The sequence below is a fragment of the Pseudomonas asiatica genome (assembly GCF_009932335.1).
GTDB lineage: Bacteria > Pseudomonadota > Gammaproteobacteria > Pseudomonadales > Pseudomonadaceae > Aquipseudomonas > Aquipseudomonas asiatica.
In genome coordinates this window covers 228,980-245,551 of record NZ_BLJF01000003.1, presented here as the reverse complement: position 1 = coordinate 245,551, position 16,572 = coordinate 228,980, and the positions used below count along the sequence as shown (strand labels likewise).

General features: G+C 62.9%; 15 protein-coding genes. 5 read left to right on the top strand and 10 right to left on the bottom strand.

Annotated elements, in window-relative coordinates; translation table 11 throughout:
• Window positions 1-167 precede the first annotated feature (167 nt).
• The gene (locus tag GYA95_RS23720) at window positions 168-1,316 is read right to left on the bottom strand and encodes an NAD(P)/FAD-dependent oxidoreductase (RefSeq protein WP_015272343.1); all 1,149 of its coding nucleotides are present in this window, start codon (window positions 1,314-1,316) and stop codon (window positions 168-170) included.
• Between the two features lie 16 nt (window positions 1,317-1,332).
• Entirely contained in the window at window positions 1,333-1,500 is a 168-nt protein-coding gene (locus GYA95_RS23715; RefSeq protein ID WP_003253349.1) for a rubredoxin, read from the bottom strand.
• Between the two features lie 227 nt (window positions 1,501-1,727).
• Here GYA95_RS23715 and GYA95_RS23710 point away from each other — a divergent pair, with 227 nt between their 5' ends.
• Window positions 1,728-2,285: a chorismate--pyruvate lyase family protein gene (locus GYA95_RS23710; protein WP_015272344.1), complete on the top strand. Its 558-nt coding sequence runs from the start codon at window positions 1,728-1,730 to the stop codon at window positions 2,283-2,285.
• The gene (gene ubiA / locus GYA95_RS23705) at window positions 2,285-3,175 is read left to right on the top strand and encodes a 4-hydroxybenzoate octaprenyltransferase (protein ID WP_015272345.1); all 891 of its coding nucleotides are present in this window, start codon (window positions 2,285-2,287) and stop codon (window positions 3,173-3,175) included. Before GYA95_RS23710 ends, ubiA begins: the two co-directional genes overlap by 1 nt.
• 116 nt (window positions 3,176-3,291) lie before the next feature.
• Here the strand turns inward: ubiA and GYA95_RS23700 are convergent, their stop codons facing one another.
• A complete protein-coding gene (locus tag GYA95_RS23700) occupies window positions 3,292-3,663 on the bottom strand; it encodes a COG4315 family predicted lipoprotein (protein ID WP_024087921.1) in 372 nt (123 codons plus the stop codon).
• 172 nt (window positions 3,664-3,835) lie between these two features.
• On the opposite strand from GYA95_RS23700, the gene phoB reads away from it, so the two are divergent.
• The 3 genes from phoB to GYA95_RS23685 all read left to right on the top strand — a co-directional run bounded on the left by phoB (window position 3,836) and on the right by GYA95_RS23685 (window position 7,440).
• On the top strand, window positions 3,836-4,525 hold the full coding sequence (gene phoB / locus GYA95_RS23695) for a phosphate regulon transcriptional regulator PhoB (protein WP_003253341.1): 690 nt from the start codon (window positions 3,836-3,838) through the stop codon (window positions 4,523-4,525).
• Window positions 4,526-4,573: 48 nt separating this feature from the next.
• On the top strand, window positions 4,574-5,881 hold the full coding sequence (gene phoR / locus GYA95_RS23690) for a phosphate regulon sensor histidine kinase PhoR (protein ID WP_015272347.1): 1,308 nt from the start codon (window positions 4,574-4,576) through the stop codon (window positions 5,879-5,881).
• A gap of 218 nt (window positions 5,882-6,099) precedes the next feature.
• The gene (locus tag GYA95_RS23685; protein WP_013974815.1) at window positions 6,100-7,440 is read left to right on the top strand and encodes a hemolysin family protein; all 1,341 of its coding nucleotides are present in this window, start codon (window positions 6,100-6,102) and stop codon (window positions 7,438-7,440) included.
• 33 nt (window positions 7,441-7,473) lie between these two features.
• Here GYA95_RS23685 and GYA95_RS23680 read toward each other — a convergent pair whose 3' ends face one another.
• The 7 genes from GYA95_RS23680 to GYA95_RS23650 all read right to left on the bottom strand — a co-directional run bounded on the left by GYA95_RS23680 (window position 7,474) and on the right by GYA95_RS23650 (window position 16,531).
• Window positions 7,474-8,370 carry a M23 family metallopeptidase gene (locus tag GYA95_RS23680; RefSeq protein WP_013974816.1) on the bottom strand — a complete coding sequence of 299 codons (897 nt, stop codon included), beginning with the start codon at window positions 8,368-8,370 and terminating at the stop codon, window positions 7,474-7,476.
• 239 nt (window positions 8,371-8,609) lie between these two features.
• Window positions 8,610-9,512 (bottom strand): response regulator, encoded by a 903-nt coding sequence (locus GYA95_RS23675; protein ID WP_015272348.1) that lies wholly within the window; start codon window positions 9,510-9,512, stop codon window positions 8,610-8,612.
• Between the two features lie 164 nt (window positions 9,513-9,676).
• The gene (phoU, locus tag GYA95_RS23670; protein WP_013974818.1) at window positions 9,677-10,447 is read right to left on the bottom strand and encodes a phosphate signaling complex protein PhoU; all 771 of its coding nucleotides are present in this window, start codon (window positions 10,445-10,447) and stop codon (window positions 9,677-9,679) included.
• A gap of 63 nt (window positions 10,448-10,510) precedes the next feature.
• Entirely contained in the window at window positions 10,511-11,344 is an 834-nt protein-coding gene (gene pstB / locus GYA95_RS23665; protein WP_003258171.1) for a phosphate ABC transporter ATP-binding protein PstB, read from the bottom strand.
• Window positions 11,345-11,416: 72 nt separating this feature from the next.
• On the bottom strand, window positions 11,417-13,033 hold the full coding sequence (pstA, locus tag GYA95_RS23660) for a phosphate ABC transporter permease PstA (RefSeq protein ID WP_170976287.1): 1,617 nt from the start codon (window positions 13,031-13,033) through the stop codon (window positions 11,417-11,419).
• A gap of 71 nt (window positions 13,034-13,104) precedes the next feature.
• On the bottom strand, window positions 13,105-15,393 hold the full coding sequence (locus GYA95_RS23655) for an ABC transporter permease subunit (RefSeq protein ID WP_015272350.1): 2,289 nt from the start codon (window positions 15,391-15,393) through the stop codon (window positions 13,105-13,107).
• 139 nt (window positions 15,394-15,532) lie between these two features.
• A complete protein-coding gene (locus GYA95_RS23650) occupies window positions 15,533-16,531 on the bottom strand; it encodes a phosphate ABC transporter substrate-binding protein PstS (protein ID WP_013974822.1) in 999 nt (332 codons plus the stop codon).
• Window positions 16,532-16,572: the final 41 nt, after the last annotated feature.

The window sequence follows — 16,572 nt, the reverse complement described above, 5'->3', positions numbered from 1 at the left end:
AATTCTTGTTGTTATGCCGTGCTGCCCTGGGAGCAGCGCTCAAGGCACCGCAGGCTCTAATCTGCGGCAGACGGAAGTGAGGATGGCACGTGCACAGGGGCCGCGCCAGTATCTGGGCGGCCATTGTGCAAGCAACAACAGGATAAATCCGACAGAACGCCAGCTATTTACGCCATCACGGCCGGCAGCTGGCGATTCAGGGCCAGCTTTTCCATCACGGCCGCCCCGGTGAGGGCGTAGCCCAGCAGCTTGCCCTCTGCATCAAGGCAGAGCACCTTGAGGTCACTGCCCTGCCCCTCTACCTGCCAGGTGCCTTCGTGGCCCTGGGGCGGCGGCGAGACCACCAGCGGGCAGGCCGGGGTTTTCACGGTGATCGGCATCGGCCCGTAGGCGACCGTTGTCGGCTTGCCGGCCAGGGTTTGCGCCAGGGCCCGGGCACAGCTCATCAGCGGCATCACATAAAGCAGGTTGATGCCATCGACTTCGGCACAGTCGCCAAGGGCAAAGATATTGGCGTGGGACGTGCGCAACTGGCGGTCCACGCAAACGCCGCGGTTGGTCTGCAGGCCAGCAGCGGCAGCCAGGTCGGTGCGCGGGCGCAGGCCGATGGCCGAAACCACCAGGTCACAGGTGATCACGCTGCCGTCGGACAAGTGCGCCTCCAGGCCCTGCGCCACCTGCTGCAGGCGGGTCAGTACCGGACCGAGGTGAAAGCGCACGCCCAGGCCTTCCAGCCCGGCCTGCAGGGCAGTGGCAGCAGCCGGGTGCAGCAGGGTCGGCATGACTTGCTCGCACGGCGCCACCACGTCGACCTGGAAGCCGCCCAGGCTCATGTCGTTGGCGAATTCGCAGCCGATCAGGCCGGCACCGAGGATCAGCACACGCTGTTTGCCGACGGCGGCGGCACGGAAGCGCGCGTAGTCTTCCAGATCGTTGATCGGGAACACCCGATCGCCGCCATCACCTTCGATCGGCACCTGCACCGTCTGCGCACCCCAGGCCAGCACCAGATCGCGGTATTCCACCGCCTCTTCACCTATCCACAAGCGCTTGTGGCCCGGGTCGATGCCGCTGATGCGGGTATGGGTGCGAATCTCGGCATTCAGTTGCTCGGCCATGGCGCCCGGCTCGGCCATGCACAGGCCGTCGGCGTCCTTCTGCTTGGCAAAGCCGGTGGACAGCATGGGCTTGGAGTAGGAACGACCGTCATCGGCGGTGATCAGCAGCAGCGGCGTCTGCGCATCGAGCTTGCGAAATTCACGGGCCAGGTTGTAGCCCGCAAGGCCGGTACCGATGATTACCACAGGGGACGTCATGTCGTGCTTTCCTCGATTAGCCGATGGAGATCATTTCAAAGTCGCTCTTGCCCACGCCGCAGTCGGGGCACAGCCAGTCTTCAGGCACGTCTTCCCAGCGTGTGCCGGGGGCGATGCCGTCGTCGGGCCAGCCTTCGGCTTCGTCGTAGATCAGGCCACAGACAATACATTGCCACTTCTTCATCAGGTCTTTCTCCTCGGTTCAAGCTGGAGCTTTGTGTTGCTGCCGATGGCCTCTTTGCGGGTGAACCCGCTCCTACAGCGACCGCGTAGCCTGTGGGACCGGGTTTACCCGCGACGAAGCCTGCGCGCAATTCGTGGGGCTTTGTAGCGGCCCTGTCAGCAGTATGCAAGCAGTCCGGGCAATCATGCTAAGCTCGCCGCCTCTCTGGTTGTAACAAGCAGACCGACGTGTCGTACGAATCCCCGCAAGCAGCCGCTGTCGCGTGGCTGCCGTATTCACGGCTGGCGACCGACATCGACCAGCCCACCCTTGACTGGCTGTTCGACGAGGGCTCGCTGACCCGTCGCCTGACCCGCCTGTCCAACGACCACTTCTCCGTTACCCCGCTGTTCGAGGGCTGGCAACCGCTGCGCGATGACGAATGCCAGGCACTGGGCATCGCAGCCGGTGCCGAAGGCTGGGTGCGCGAGGTATACCTGCGCGGCCATGGCCAACCCTGGGTGTTCGCCCGCAGCGTCGCCAGCCGCAGCGCCCTGGAGCGCGGCGGGCTGGACCTTGAAACCTTGGGCAGCCGTTCGCTGGGCGAGTTGCTGTTCTGCGACCAGGCATTCATCCGCCACCCCATCGAGGTGTGCAGTTATCCACAGGCCTGGCTGCCGAGCGAGGCCGCCCATACTGCGCTGTGGGGCCGCCGGTCGCGCTTCGAACGTGGCGGCCTGGACCTGCTGGTGGCAGAGGTGTTTCTGCCGGCATTGTGGCAAGCGGCCAAGGAGGAAAACCGCTGATGTACCTGCAACTGCTGAAGTCTCTCAACCGCCTGCACCCACGGGCCTGGGACTTTGTCCAGCTCAGCCGCATGGACCGGCCAATTGGTATCTACCTGCTGCTGTGGCCGACCTTGTCGGCGGTGTGGATTGCTGGCAACGGTTCACCAACCCTGGCCAACGTGCTGATCTTTGGCCTCGGTGTGGTGTTGATGCGCGCCGCAGGTTGCTGCATCAACGACTTTGCCGACCGCAAGGTGGACGGCCACGTCAAACGCACCGCCGACCGCCCCCTGGCCAGCGGCCGGGTCCGCCCGCGCGAAGCATTGGCGCTATTCGCCATCCTGGTCGGAGTGAGCTTCCTGCTGGTGCTGTGCACCAACAGCCGCACGGTGTGGCTGTCGTTCGGTGCGGTAGCTCTGGCGTTCTGCTACCCGTTCATGAAGCGCTACACCTATTACCCGCAGGTGGTGCTGGGGGCGGCGTATTCCTGGGGCATTCCCATGGCCTTCACCGCAGCGGGTGGCGAGCTGCCGGCCAGCGCCTGGCTGCTGTATATCGCCAACCTGCTGTGGACGGTGGGCTACGACACCTACTACGCCATGGTCGACCGTGATGACGACCTGAAGATTGGCGTGAAGTCGACCGCCATCCTGTTCGGCGATGCCGACCGCACCATCATCCTGACCTTGCAGCTGCTATCGCTGGGCTGCCTGTTGCTGGCCGGCAGCCGCTTCGAGCTGGGTGGCTGGTTCCACCTGGGGCTGCTGGGCGCGGCGGCGTGCTTTGCCTGGGAGTACTGGTCGACGCGCAAGCTGGACCGGGAGTCGTGTTTCAAGGCGTTTCTGCACAATCACTGGGCGGGGATGCTGGTGTTTATCGGGGTGGTGCTGGATTACGCACTGCGCTGAATATTCTGGGGCTGCCTTGCAGCCCATCGCGACACAAGGCCGCTCCTACAGGGTATCGCGCATTCCTGTAGGAGCGGCCTTGTGTCGCGATGGGCCGCAAAGCGGCCCCGGCAATCTCAAGGCTTGGCAACGTGCCAGACGTCCTTCATGCCGTCACCGGTCATGTCGCCGGCCTTTTTGTCCTTGATGAAGGTGTACAGCGGCTTGCCGTCATAGGCCCACTGCTTGCTGCCATCATCGCGCATCACTACTGTCCACTTGTCCTTGGCCGGTTCGTCATTGGCCTTGACCATCAGCGGCGGCCAGTTCTTGGCGCATTCGCCATTGCACATCGACTTGCCGCCCGCATCCTTGTCGAAGGTGTACAGGGTCATGCCGGCATGATCGACCAACATGCCGCCCTTCTCCATCGCATGGTCGGCCAAGGCCACCCCCGGGAGCGCCAGCGCAGTGAAAAGGGCCATCCAGCTCAGCGTTTGTCGTGTCATTGGATTCACCATTGTTTCGGGGGGATTGGGTTCAAGTTGCCGCAACCACGGCCCTTTCAAGCCTAGTTCAGTCACGGAATGTCGCCAGAACGGCCAACACCCTGTCACACAGCTGCAATAATTCCGTTATCTAATGCGGGCCAAGACACCGTATCCAGGAGAGGTTTTGAGCATGGTTGGCAGGAACATTCTGATCGTCGACGACGAAGCACCAATTCGCGAGATGATCGCCGTTGCCCTGGAAATGGCCGGCTATGACTGCCTGGAAGCGGAAAATTCCCAACAGGCCCACGCGATCATCGTCGACCGCAAACCGGACCTGATACTGCTCGACTGGATGCTGCCGGGCACCTCCGGCATCGAGTTGGCCCGCCGCCTCAAGCGCGACGAGCTGACCGGCGACATCCCGATCATCATGCTCACCGCCAAGGGTGAAGAGGACAACAAGATCCAAGGCCTGGAAGTGGGTGCCGACGACTACATCACCAAGCCGTTCTCACCACGCGAGCTGGTCGCCCGCCTGAAAGCCGTGCTGCGCCGCACCGGCCCGAGCGACAGCGAGGCACCGATCGAAGTCGGTGGCCTGCTGCTCGACCCGATCAGCCACCGCGTGACCATCGACGGCAAGCCAGCCGAGATGGGCCCTACCGAATACCGCCTGCTGCAGTTCTTCATGACCCACCAGGAGCGCGCCTACACCCGTGGCCAACTGCTGGACCAGGTATGGGGCGGTAACGTCTATGTCGAGGAACGCACCGTCGACGTACACATCCGCCGCCTGCGCAAGGCGCTGGGTGAAGCCTACGAAAATCTGGTACAAACCGTCCGGGGCACCGGCTACCGCTTCTCGACCAAGAGCTGATCGAGCTGAAAGGCGCCAAGCTGCACGTCGTTGTACAAGGACCGTCAATTGAACCAGAACTGGCACGCGACCCTGATTCGCCACCTGCTACTGCTGATTACCGTCTGCCTGATCGGTGGGCTGCTCAGTGGCTACTATGGCTGGAGCCTGGCCATCGGCCTGGCGCTCTACCTGGGCTGGACCCTCAAGCAACTGCTGCGCCTGCATGACTGGCTGCGCAACCACCAACCCGACGAAGCACCGCCCGATGGCTACGGGCTGTGGGGCGAGGTGTTCGACAGCATCTACCACTTGCAACGCCGCGACCAGCGTGTACGCGGCCGCCTGCAGGCGGTGATCGACAGGGTGCAGGAGTCTACTGCCGCACTGCGAGACGCAGTGATCATGCTCGACAGCGATGGCAACCTGGAATGGTGGAACCGCGCCGCCGAGACCCTGCTGGGCTTCAAGACCCCACAGGACGGCGGCCAGCAGGTGACCAACCTGGTGCGCCACCCGCGCTTCAAGGAGTACTTCGAGGCAGGAAACTACCTCGAGCCGCTGGAAATCCCTTCGCCGATCAACGACCGCATGCGCGTGCAGTTGCACATCACCCGCTACGGCAACAACGAGCACCTGATGCTGGTGCGCGACGTTACCCGCATCCACCAGCTGGAGCAGATGCGCAAGGACTTCGTCGCCAACGTGTCCCACGAGCTGCGCACTCCGCTGACGGTCATCACCGGCTACCTGGAAACCCTGCTGGACAACGTCGAGGACGTGAACCCGCGCTGGAGCCGAGCCCTGCAACAGATGAGCCAGCAAGGCTCACGCATGCAGACACTGCTCAACGACCTGTTGCTGCTGGCCAAGCTTGAGGCCACCGACTATCCGTCGGACAACCACCCGGTGGCGGTCGATGCCTTGCTCTGCGCGATCAAGAACGACGCCCAGGCTCTGTCCGGGCCCCGCAAACAGCGCATCACCCTTGAAGCCGCGCCCGGTGTGCAGTTGAAGGGCAGCGAGTCAGAGCTGCGCAGTGCCTTTTCCAACCTGGTGTTCAACGCGGTCAAGTACACCCAGGACGAAGGCAGCATCCGGATTCGCTGGTGGGCCGATGCCCAGGGCGCACACCTGTCGGTGCAGGACTCGGGGGTGGGCATCGATGCCAAGCACCTGCCACGTCTGACCGAGCGCTTCTACCGGGTCGACTCCAGCCGTGCGTCGAATACCGGGGGCACCGGGCTGGGGCTGGCGATCGTCAAGCATGTGCTGATGCGCCACCGCGGCAAGCTGGAGATCAGCAGCGTGCCGGGGCATGGCAGTACGTTTACCTGTCACTTCGCGCCGGCACAATTGGCCAACGGCAAGGCTTGAGGGCCTCGGGGGCTGCTTTGCAGCCCATCGCGACACAAGGCCGCTCCTACACGGGATCGCGGAGCGGCCTTGTGTCGCGATGGGGCGCAAAGCGCCCCCAAAGAATCCATCGCCCTTTGCTTTTACGGTCCCAGCCGCTACATTGGACCCCCTGTGCCAGCAAGAGCTGGCACTTTTTTTCTCTCTATCTCGAAGACGGACCCCGTAAAAACTCCATCATGGACCCTTCCCCTGGTATCAGCCTCACCTCGTTATTCGCCGATTTCGGCATGATCATCTTTGCCTTGCTCCTGGTGCTGCTCAACGGCTTCTTCGTTGCCGCCGAGTTCGCCATGGTCAAGCTGCGCGCTACCCGCGTCGAGTCCATCGCCGAGTTGCATGGCTGGCGTGGCAGCATCCTGCGCAAAGTACACAACCAGCTCGACGCCTACCTGTCGGCCTGCCAGCTGGGGATCACCCTCGCCTCGCTGGGCCTGGGCTGGGTCGGTGAACCGGCGTTCGCCCACCTGCTCGAGCCGCTGCTGGCATACCTTGGCGTGGACACGCCCGAGCTGATCAAAGCGATCTCGTTCTTCGTCGCCTTCTTCGTCATTTCGTACCTGCACATCGTGGTCGGTGAGCTGGCGCCCAAGTCCTGGGCCATCCGCAAGCCAGAACTGCTGTCGCTGTGGACCGCCGTGCCGCTGTACCTGTTCTACTGGGTGATGTACCCGGCCATCTACCTGCTCAATGCCAGCGCCAACACCATCCTGCGCATTGCTGGCCAGGGCGAGCCCGGCCCGCATCACGAGCACCACTACAGCCGTGAAGAACTCAAGCTGATCCTGCACTCCAGCCGTGGCCAGGACCCGAGCGACCAGGGCATGCGCGTGCTGGCCTCGGCCGTGGAAATGGGCGAGCTGGAGGTGGTCGACTGGGCCAACTCGCGCGAGGACATGGTCAGCATCGACGCCCATGCGCCGTTGAAGCAGATCCTGGCGCTGGTGCGCCGCCACAAGTTCAGCCGCTACCCGGTGTACGACGCCGAGCGTGAGGAGTTCACCGGCCTGCTGCATATCAAGGACCTGCTGCTGGAACTGGCCGAACTCGAGCACCTGCCCGAAACCATCGACCTCGACGACCTGGCCAGGCCGCTGGAGCGCGTGTCGCGGCACATGCCCCTGGCGCAATTGCTGGAGCAGTTCCGCAAGGGCGGCGCGCACTTCGTGCTGGTGGAGGAAGCCGATGGCAAGGTGATTGGCTACCTGACCATGGAAGATGTGCTGGAAGTGCTGGTAGGTGACATCCAGGACGAGCACCGCAAGACCGAGCGCGGCATCCTCGCCTACCAGCCGGGCAAGCTGCTGGTGCGTGGCGACACGCCGCTGTTCAAGGTCGAGCGCCTGCTGGGCGTCGACCTTGACCATATCGAGGCGGAAACCCTCGCGGGGCTGGTCTACGAGACACTCAAGCGCGTGCCTGAAGAAGAGGAAGTGCTGGAGGTCGAAGGGCTGCGCATCATCATCAAGAAGATGAAAGGGCCGAAGATCGTGCTGGCCAAGGTGCTCAAGCTGGATTGAGGGCCAGGGGGCTGCAAAGCAGCCCCAAAAATCTCAGGGGTTACCCGCGGTAAAGTCAGGCAACCCACCAATCGGCCTGTCGAACCGATAAGGTATCGACTCCAGCGCCAACCCCACATTGCGCTGTACTACGAAATGCAGGTGCGGCCCGGTGCTGTTGCCGGTATTGCCCGACTTGGCCAACATCTGCCCCTGCCGCACCCGTTGCCCCTCTGCCACCACCACCGAACCGCGCATCAGGTGCAGGTACACACCCATGGTACCGTCCGGGTGCAGGATCCTGACGAAATTGCCCGAGGGGTTGGGGCCGCGCCCGCTCTGGCTGTTCTCCGTCTTCACCACCACCCCTTCCCTCGCCGCGATGATGGTGGTGCCTTCGGGCATGGCGATGTCCATGGCGTAACGCCCCTTGGGCCCAAAATGACTGACCCGGCCATTGGGGCCCTGGGTCACGCGGAACGGCCCGCCAATCCAGGGGAATGCATAGCGGAAGCCCTGGGGCCGCTTGCCCGGGTCGCCCATGGCCTGTAGCAGGGTCGAGCGGTAGTTCAGCAGCATCCCGGGGCGCCCCCTGAGCACGCTGAGCATTTGCGTGGTGCGCGGCGGCAGTACCCGGCGCACGGTACGCGGGGCATTGCCACCTTGTGCGTTCACCAGGTTGTCCAGGCGCAACTCCACCTCCACTGGCACGTGTAGCTGGTTGCGGGCCGAAAAGCTCACGCCGCCGTTGAAGGTTATCGCGTTCAGCAGAACCTGGCCTTCGGGCACCTCGACCATAGGCACGCGCCGCACAAAGGTTTTGGCACCGGGGCCGGGCCGGTCGGAATAGGAGGTCACACGGCCATCATCGGTGATCTCGTAAATAGTCATGCCCAGGCTCGACGCCGAGGCCATGAGCAATGCACAGAACAGCAGCAGGCGGGCGGGCATGATAGTGGCTTTTTGACAGTTATGATTTGTCGAAGCCTAGCAGGGGGTTTTGCGGCGGGTATGACAGTTGGTCGGATGGCCCTGGGGTGCGCAGTTTTTTGTAGGAGCAGCCTTGTGCTGCGAATGGGCTGCAAAGCAGCCCCGGCAATGCTTGCGGCGGCATTCATGCCTGGGGGCTGCTCCGCAGCCCATTCGCAGCACAAGGCTGCTCCCACAAAAAATGCGGTGTGAGACTGGGATCAGGCACCAGGGGTAAAGTGCTTCTGCGCCGTCCCGCGGGCAATCAGCCGCGACAGGTAGTCGAGCTTCTGGGCATCCTGATCGACGAACTTGAAGGTCAGTTGCAACCAATCGCTGTCGGGCTTGGGCTCAAGTGCCGCGACGGCATGCAGGTAGCCATTCAGGCGCGCAACTTCGGCGTTCTCGCCCTGTTCCAGGTCCAACACTGCGCCTTCCAGTACTTGGGGCAGCGCTTCGCCACGGCGCACCACCAGCAGAGCCTCTTTCAGGCTCAGCGCCTTGATCACGCACGGCTGCATGCCGCCGGCCAGGCGCAACTGGCCCTGGCCACGGCCGGTCGGCGCGGGAGTGGCGGGCCGGGGGGTATTGGCCAATGGCCTGGCGGGTGCGGTTGCAGGTGCCGGAGCTGGCGCCGCGACCTTCACCGCTTCAGGCTTGCCGGCTGTCAGCGCATTCAGCGAGTCATTGGCGAACGCCGAGTTGACCCGTGCCGGGCCGCTGGACATCAGGCTGTCGAGCTTGCCGATCTTGGTCAGGGCCTTTTTCACCTTGGTCAGCAATTGCTCGTTGGTGAATGGCTTGCCGACAAAATCGGAAACGCCCGCCTGAATCGCCTGGATGACGTTTTCCTTGTCGCCACGGCTGGTCACCATGATGAATTGCAGGTTCTTCAACTCAGGCTGCTGGCGGCACCAGGTGAGCAGTTCCAGGCCGGACATTTCCGGCATTTCCCAGTCGCACAGAACCAGGTCGAACGCTTCCTTGCCCAGCATGGCCATTGCCTTGCGACCGTTGACGGCATCGTCGATGGTCATGCCCGGGAAGGCATTGCGCAGGCATTTGCGGACCAGATCACGGATAAACGGGGCGTCATCCACGACCAGCACATTCACTTTACTCATCGATACTCCTTCTGAATCCCGACTAGCCTACCGCCGAATAATGGCCACTTGCTACAACCTGGTCACGCCGGGACTTCTTCACATCGTTCGCGGGTGCCTGCCGGCTCCTCGACCGCAAACGAAAACGCCCGGCCAAGGCCGGGCGTCGATGCTCGGGAGCAACCTTACTTATCGTCAGGTTCAGCCGGAACATTAGCGTTTTCGCCGTCGGAAACAGCAGTGCCTTGCACTTCTGCCGTCATGCGCTTGAGGCCCATGTGACGCACGTCGGTGCCGCGCACCAGATAGATCACCAGCTCGGAGATATTGCGCGCATGGTCGCCGATACGCTCCAGCGAACGCAGGACCCAGATCACGCTCAGTACCCGCGAGATCGAGCGCGGGTCTTCCATCATGTAGGTCACCAGCTCACGCAGGGCGGTCTTGTATTCGCGGTCGATGGTCTTGTCGTACTGGGCCACCGACAGTGCCAGGTCGGCGTCGAAGCGGGCAAAGGCGTCCAGCGCGTCACGGACCATGTTGCGTACCTGGTCGCCGATGTGGCGCACCTCGACATAGCCACGCGGTGACTCGCCTTCCTCGCACAGCTGGATGGCGCGGCGGGCGATCTTGGTCGACTCGTCACCGATGCGCTCCAGGTCAATCACCGACTTGGAGATGCTGATGATCAGACGCAGGTCGGAGGCCGCCGGCTGACGACGGGCGAGGATGCGCAGGCACTCCTCGTCGATGTTGCGCTCCATCTGGTTGATCTGCTCGTCGACTTCGCGCACTTGCTGGGCCAGGCCCGAGTCGGCTTCGATCAGCGCAGTGACTGCGTCGTTGACCTGTTTTTCGACCAGGCCGCCCATGGCCAGCAGGTGGCTACGCACCTCTTCGAGCTCGGCGTTGAACTGCTGGGAAATGTGATGCGTAAGGCTTTCTTTGTTGATCATCGTTCGCTCCGCGAAGAAGCTGCAAGCTTCAAGTAGTTCGTGTCGTGCCCTGGCTGGCCAGGCTTAGCCGTAGCGACCGGTGATGTAGTCTTCGGTCTGTTTCTTCGCCGGGTTGGTGAACAGGGTGTCGGTATCCCCGAATTCGACCAGTTTGCCCATGTACATGAACGCGGTGTAGTCCGAAACACGGGCCGCCTGCTGCATGTTGTGGGTCACGATGACGATGGTGTACTTGGATTTCAATTCGTAGATCAGTTCCTCGACTTTCAGGGTCGAGATCGGGTCCAGTGCCGAGCACGGTTCGTCGAGCAGCAGCACTTCCGGCTCCACGGCGATGGTGCGGGCGATGACCAGACGCTGCTGCTGGCCACCGGACAGGCCCAGTGCCGAATCGTGCAGGCGGTCCTTGACCTCGTCCCACAGTGCCGCGCCCTTCAGCGCCCATTCGACCGCTTCGTCCAGCACGCGCTTCTTGTTGATGCCCTGGATCCGCAGGCCGTAGACCACGTTTTCGTAGATGGTCTTTGGGAACGGGTTGGGCTTCTGGAACACCATGCCCACACGACGGCGCAGCTCGGCCACGTCTTCGCCCTTGCGGTAGATGTTATTGCCATACAGGTTGATGGCGCCTTCCACGCGGCAACCATCAACCAGATCGTTCATGCGGTTGAAGGTGCGCAGCAGGGTCGACTTGCCGCAGCCGGACGGGCCGATAAAGGCGGTCACGCGCTGCTTGGGAATGTTCATCTGCACATCGAACAGCGCTTGTTTGTCACCGTAGAACAGGCTCAGGCCCGGCACTTCGATGGCTACGGTTTCTTCGGCCAGGCGCAGGCTCTGCTTGTCGCGGCCCAGGGCAGACATGTCGATGCCGTGGGTATGGGATTCTTGCTGCATGGTCAACTCCATACGCTAACAATTCGTTTCTAAGGGCCGCCCGTTTAACGGGCGGCACGCTTGCAATCAGGATCAGCTGTCGAGGGCCTTGTACTTCTCGCGCAGGTGGTTACGGATCCACACGGCCGAGAGGTTGAGGGCCGCGATCACCAGCACCAGCAGCAACGCCGTGGCGTATACCAGCGGCCGCGCGGCTTCTACGTTGGGGCTCTGGAAGCCGACGTCATAGATATGGAAGCCCAGGTGCATGATCTTCTGGTCCAGGTGCAGGTACGGGTAGTTCCCGTCCACCGGCAGGGATGGAGCCAGCTTTACCACACCCACCAGCATCAGCGGCGCCACTTCACCGGCGGCGCGGGCCACGGCGAGGATCATGCCGGTCATCATCGCCGGGCTGGCCATCGGCAGGACGATCTTCCACAGGGTTTCGGCCTTGGTAGCGCCCAGGGCCAGCGAGCCTTCGCGCACGGTGCGCGGGATACGCGCCAGGCCTTCCTCGGTGGCCACGATCACCACCGGCACGGCCAGCAGCGCCAGGGTCAGCGATGCCCACAACAGGCCTGGGGTACCCAGGGTTGGCGCCGGCAGTGCTTCGGGGAAGAACAGGCGGTCGATCGAGCCACCCAGCACGTAGACGAAGAAGCCCAAGCCGAACACGCCGTAGACGATCGCCGGCACACCCGCCAGGTTGTTCACCGCGATGCGGATCAAGCGGGTCACCGGGCCCTGTCTGGCGTATTCGCGCAGGTACACGGCAGCCAGCACACCGAACGGGGTGACGATCACGGCCATGATCAGGGTCATCATCACGGTACCGAAGATGGCCGGGAAGATACCGCCCTCAGTGTTGGCTTCACGCGGGTCATCGCTGAGGAACTCCCAGACCTTGGTAAAGTAGGTGCCCAGCTTGGTGAACCCCGACATGGCGTTAGGCTGGATGGCGTGCACCACCTTGCTGAGGTTGATTTCCACTTCACGGCCGTTGCCATCACGGGCCACCAGGCTGTCGCGGGCGAAGGCCTGGTGCAGACCGGCCAGGCGGTCTTCGATGGCCTTGTAGCGACTGTTCAGCTCGGCGCGCTCGGCGTCCATATCGGCCTGGGCGGCGGCGTCCAGCTTGCCGTCCAGCTCCAGCTTGCGCGCTTGCAGACGCAGGCGCTCGAGGCCATGGTTGATGGCGCCGATGTCTTTCTTTTCGAGGCTTTGCAGTTCGCTGTTGAGCTGGTTGGCGCGCTTGAGGCGGGCCTGCAGCTCGGCCCAGGCCGCAGCGCCTTCGGCGACCACGCGGCCTTCTTCCTTGACGCTGACCAGGTAACCGTAGAAGTTGCCCCACTCGCGGCGCTCCAGGGCGACCAGGTCGGTCGGGTGCCTTTCGTCGACCAGCCAGTCGCCGACCACCCAGGTGAAGTCGCTGCCGTTGAGGTCGCGGTTGCCCACCTTGATCAGCTCACGGGTCATGAACTCCGGGCCTTGGTCAGGCACTGGCAGGCCAGCGCCCTTCAGGCGGGCACGGGGTACTTCTTCCTTTTGCACCACTTCGCCAATGACGACATGGTCGGCCTGGCCCGGCACCTTGTAGGTAGCCTGGACAAGATCGGCCGGCCAGAAGTGGCCCAGGCCGCGCACGGCAATCACCGCCAGCAGGCCAACGGTCATGATCACTGCCATGGCCACCGCGCCGCCGCTCATCCAGACGCCTGGGGCGCCGCTCTTGAACCAGCCTTTGAGGGAATCCTTTTTCACGGATCGCTACCTTTCTATCAAAGCGACGAGTATTTCTTGCGCAGACGCTGGCGAATCAGCTCGGCCAAGGTGTTCATGATGAAGGTGAACATCAGCAGCACCAGCGCGGCCAGGAACAGCACGCGGTAGTGGCTGCCGCCGACTTCCGATTCCGGCATTTCCACCGCCACGTTGGCGGCCAGGGTGCGCATGCCCTCGAACAGGTTCAGCTCCATCACCGGGGTGTTGCCGGTGGCCATCAGCACGATCATGGTCTCGCCCACCGCACGGCCCATGCCGATCATCAGCGCCGAGAATATACCTGGGCTGGCGGTGAGGATGACCACGCGGGTCAGGGTCTGCCAGGGCGTCGCACCCAGCGCCAGGGAGCCCAGGGTCAGGCTGCGCGGCACACTGAACACGGCGTCTTCGGCGATGGAGTAGATGTTCGGGATGACCGCGAAGCCCATGGCGATACCCACGACCAGGGCATTGCGCTGGTCGTAGGTTATCCCCAGGTCGTTGGTGATCCACAGGCGCATGTCACCGCCAAAGAACCAGTTCTCGAGGTGCGGGCTCATGGTCAGGGCGAACCACCCGGTGAACAGGATGACCGGGATCAGGATCGCCGCTTCCCAGCCATCCGGGATACGCAGGCGAATCGACTCGGGCAGGCGGGTCCAGGCGAAGCCGGCCAGCAGGATACCGAGCGGCATCAGCAGGAACAGGCTGAACACGCCCGGCAGGTGGCCTTCCAGATACGGGGCCAGGAACAGGCCGGCGAAGAAGCCGAGGATCACCGTCGGCATCGCTTCCATCAGTTCGATCACCGGCTTGACCTTGCGGCGCATGCCCGGGGCCATGAAGTAGGCAGTGTAGATGGCCGCGGCAATCGCCAGCGGGGCCGCCAGGATCATGGCGTAGAACGCAGCCTTGAGGGTACCGAAGGTTAGCGGCGACAGGCTCAGTTTGGGCTCGAAGTCGGTGTTCGAAGCGGTCGATTGCCAGACGTATTTCGGCTCGTCGTAGTTCTCGTACCACACCTTGCCCCACAGCGCGCTGAAGGAAATTTCCGGGTGCGGGTTGCGCAGGCTAAGTGGCAGCAGCTTGCCACCTTCCTCGATGATGATGCGGTTGGCACGTGGCGACAGGGCCAGGATGCCTGGGCCTTCGGCGGCCGGCTCGACCAGCAGGGTACGGTGCGCGGTGCTGTGGAACACGCCCAGCTCGCCTGCGGCGTCGAGGGCCACGAAGCCCTTGCGACGCTCTTCGGCGTCGATCTGCACGACTGCGGCCTTGCCCATCTGGAAAGTGCGGATCAGCTTGAAGCGCGATTCACCATCCGGGTCACGGGCCATGAACCACTGGGCCAGGCCGCCCTTGGAATCACCGATGATCAGCGAGATGCCGCCGACCAGCTGGGCGGTGGCGGTAATTTCGGTGTCGGCGCTTTCAGACAGTTTGTAGCGGCCGTTGAGGCTCTTGTCGCGCAGGTTGAACACGTCCGCGGTGGCACGGCCGTTGATCACGTACAGCCACTGCTGACGCGGGTCGATGAAGATGTTCTTCACCGTTTCGGTCATCTGCGGCAGTTCGATGCGGTTCTGCTCGGTCGTGACCTCTTCGGTCATCATGTTCTCGGTGCGGGTCAACTCGACCACCTGCAGGTGCGCGCCGGTGGAAGCAGCCAGCAGCAGGGTGTCGCCATTGACGTTTACGCTGACATGATCCAGCGCACGCCCCTGCTCGTCGAGCACGAACGGCTGCTCGCCGTACGGGTAGTCGATGCCGGGGGCGATGGTTTTCTTGTTGTCCGGGTAGGTGATCTTGTAGGTGTGGTGAAACACCAGCGCCTGGCCATTGGACAAGCCCAGCACCACCAGCGGGCTACCCGGCTGGTCGGCACTGATCGAAGTGACCTGGGTGCCTGCCGGCAGTGGCAGGTCGACACGCTTGAGCTCGTTACCGGTCTTGGTATCGAAGAACAGTGCCTGGCCCTTGTCCGAAACACGCATGCCCACCAGGTTCTGCTCTTCAAGCGCGATCATCAGCGGCTTGCCGGCATCCTGTTGCAGCCAGGTCGGCTCCAGGGCTTTTTTGCTGGTCAGCTCGGCCCCCTGGAACAGCGGCAGCACCACATAGGCCAGATAGAAGAAGATCAGGGTGATAGCCGCCAATACGGCAAGCCCGCCTACCAGTACATACCAGCGGGTCAGGCGGTCCTTTAGCGCGCGCATGCGGCGCTTGCGTTGCAACTCCGGCGTATTGAAATCAATCCGCACGGGCTGGGAGTTTTGGGTCATGTTGGAATTGGCCAGATCATTCATGCGCACACCCTAGCGGTCCCGTGTGACAAAAACATTACAAAGTGGTGACGCACGAAAGCCCGCCGCACAGGAAACCTGGCTTCGGACTGGAGCTTCGTGGAAGAGGCCGGGCATCAGCGCCGGCCTCCCCTTCAGTTACTTACTTTTTTGCGACGTTACCTGCGTGGGACAGGCCCAGGTCAGCCAAGGTCTTGTCGACGACTTTGGCCGGCAGCGGGATGTAGCCATCCTTCACCACGACCTGCTGGCCAGCTTGCGACAGCACCAGCTTGACGAACTCGGCTTCCAGCGGGGCCAGAGGCTTGTTCGGGGCCTTGTTGACGTAGACGTACAGGAAGCGCGACAGCGGGTAGGTGCCGTTCAGGGCGTTGGCTTCATTGTCCTCAACGAACTCACCGCCTTCCTTCTTGGCCAGGGCCACGGTCTTGACGCTGGCGGTCTTGTAGCCGATACCCGAGTAGCCGATGCCGTTCAGCGAGGAGCTGATCGATTGCACGACCGAAGCCGAGCCAGGCTGTTCGTTGACGTTAGGCTTGAAGTCGCCTTTGCACAGGGCTTCTTCCTTGAAGTAGCCGTAGGTGCCCGATACCGAGTTACGGCCGAACAGCTGCACCGGCTTGTTGGCCAGGTCGCCGGTCACGCCCAGGTCACCCCAGGTCTTGACGTCGGCTTTGCCACCGCACAGGCGGGTGGAAGAGAAGATGGCGTCGACCTGGGCCATGGTCAGGCCTTTGATCGGGTTGTCCTTGTGCACGAACACAGCCAGGGCGTCTACGGCGACCGGGATGGCGGTCGGTTTGTAGCCGTACTTCTGCTCGAAGGCCTGCAGCTCGACGTCCTTCATCTTGCGGCTCATCGGGCCGAGGTTGGCGGTGCCTTCGGTCAGCGCGGGTGGCGCGGTGGAGGAGCCGGCAGCCTGGATCTGGATGTTTACGTTCGGATATTCCTTCTTGTAGGCCTCGGCCCACAGAGTCATCAGGTTGGCGAGGGTGTCCGAACCGACGCTGGAGAGGTTGCCCGAAACACCAGTGGTCTTGGTGTAGGTCGGGATCGCAGGATCGACAGCGGCTACCGCGTTGGCGGTTGCAACGCCAGCGGCGGCAAAGGTGAGGGCCGCCATCAAACGCTTCAGTTTCATGCCTTGCTCCTAGCAGGAATATTGGGGTGTTGGATGGAACG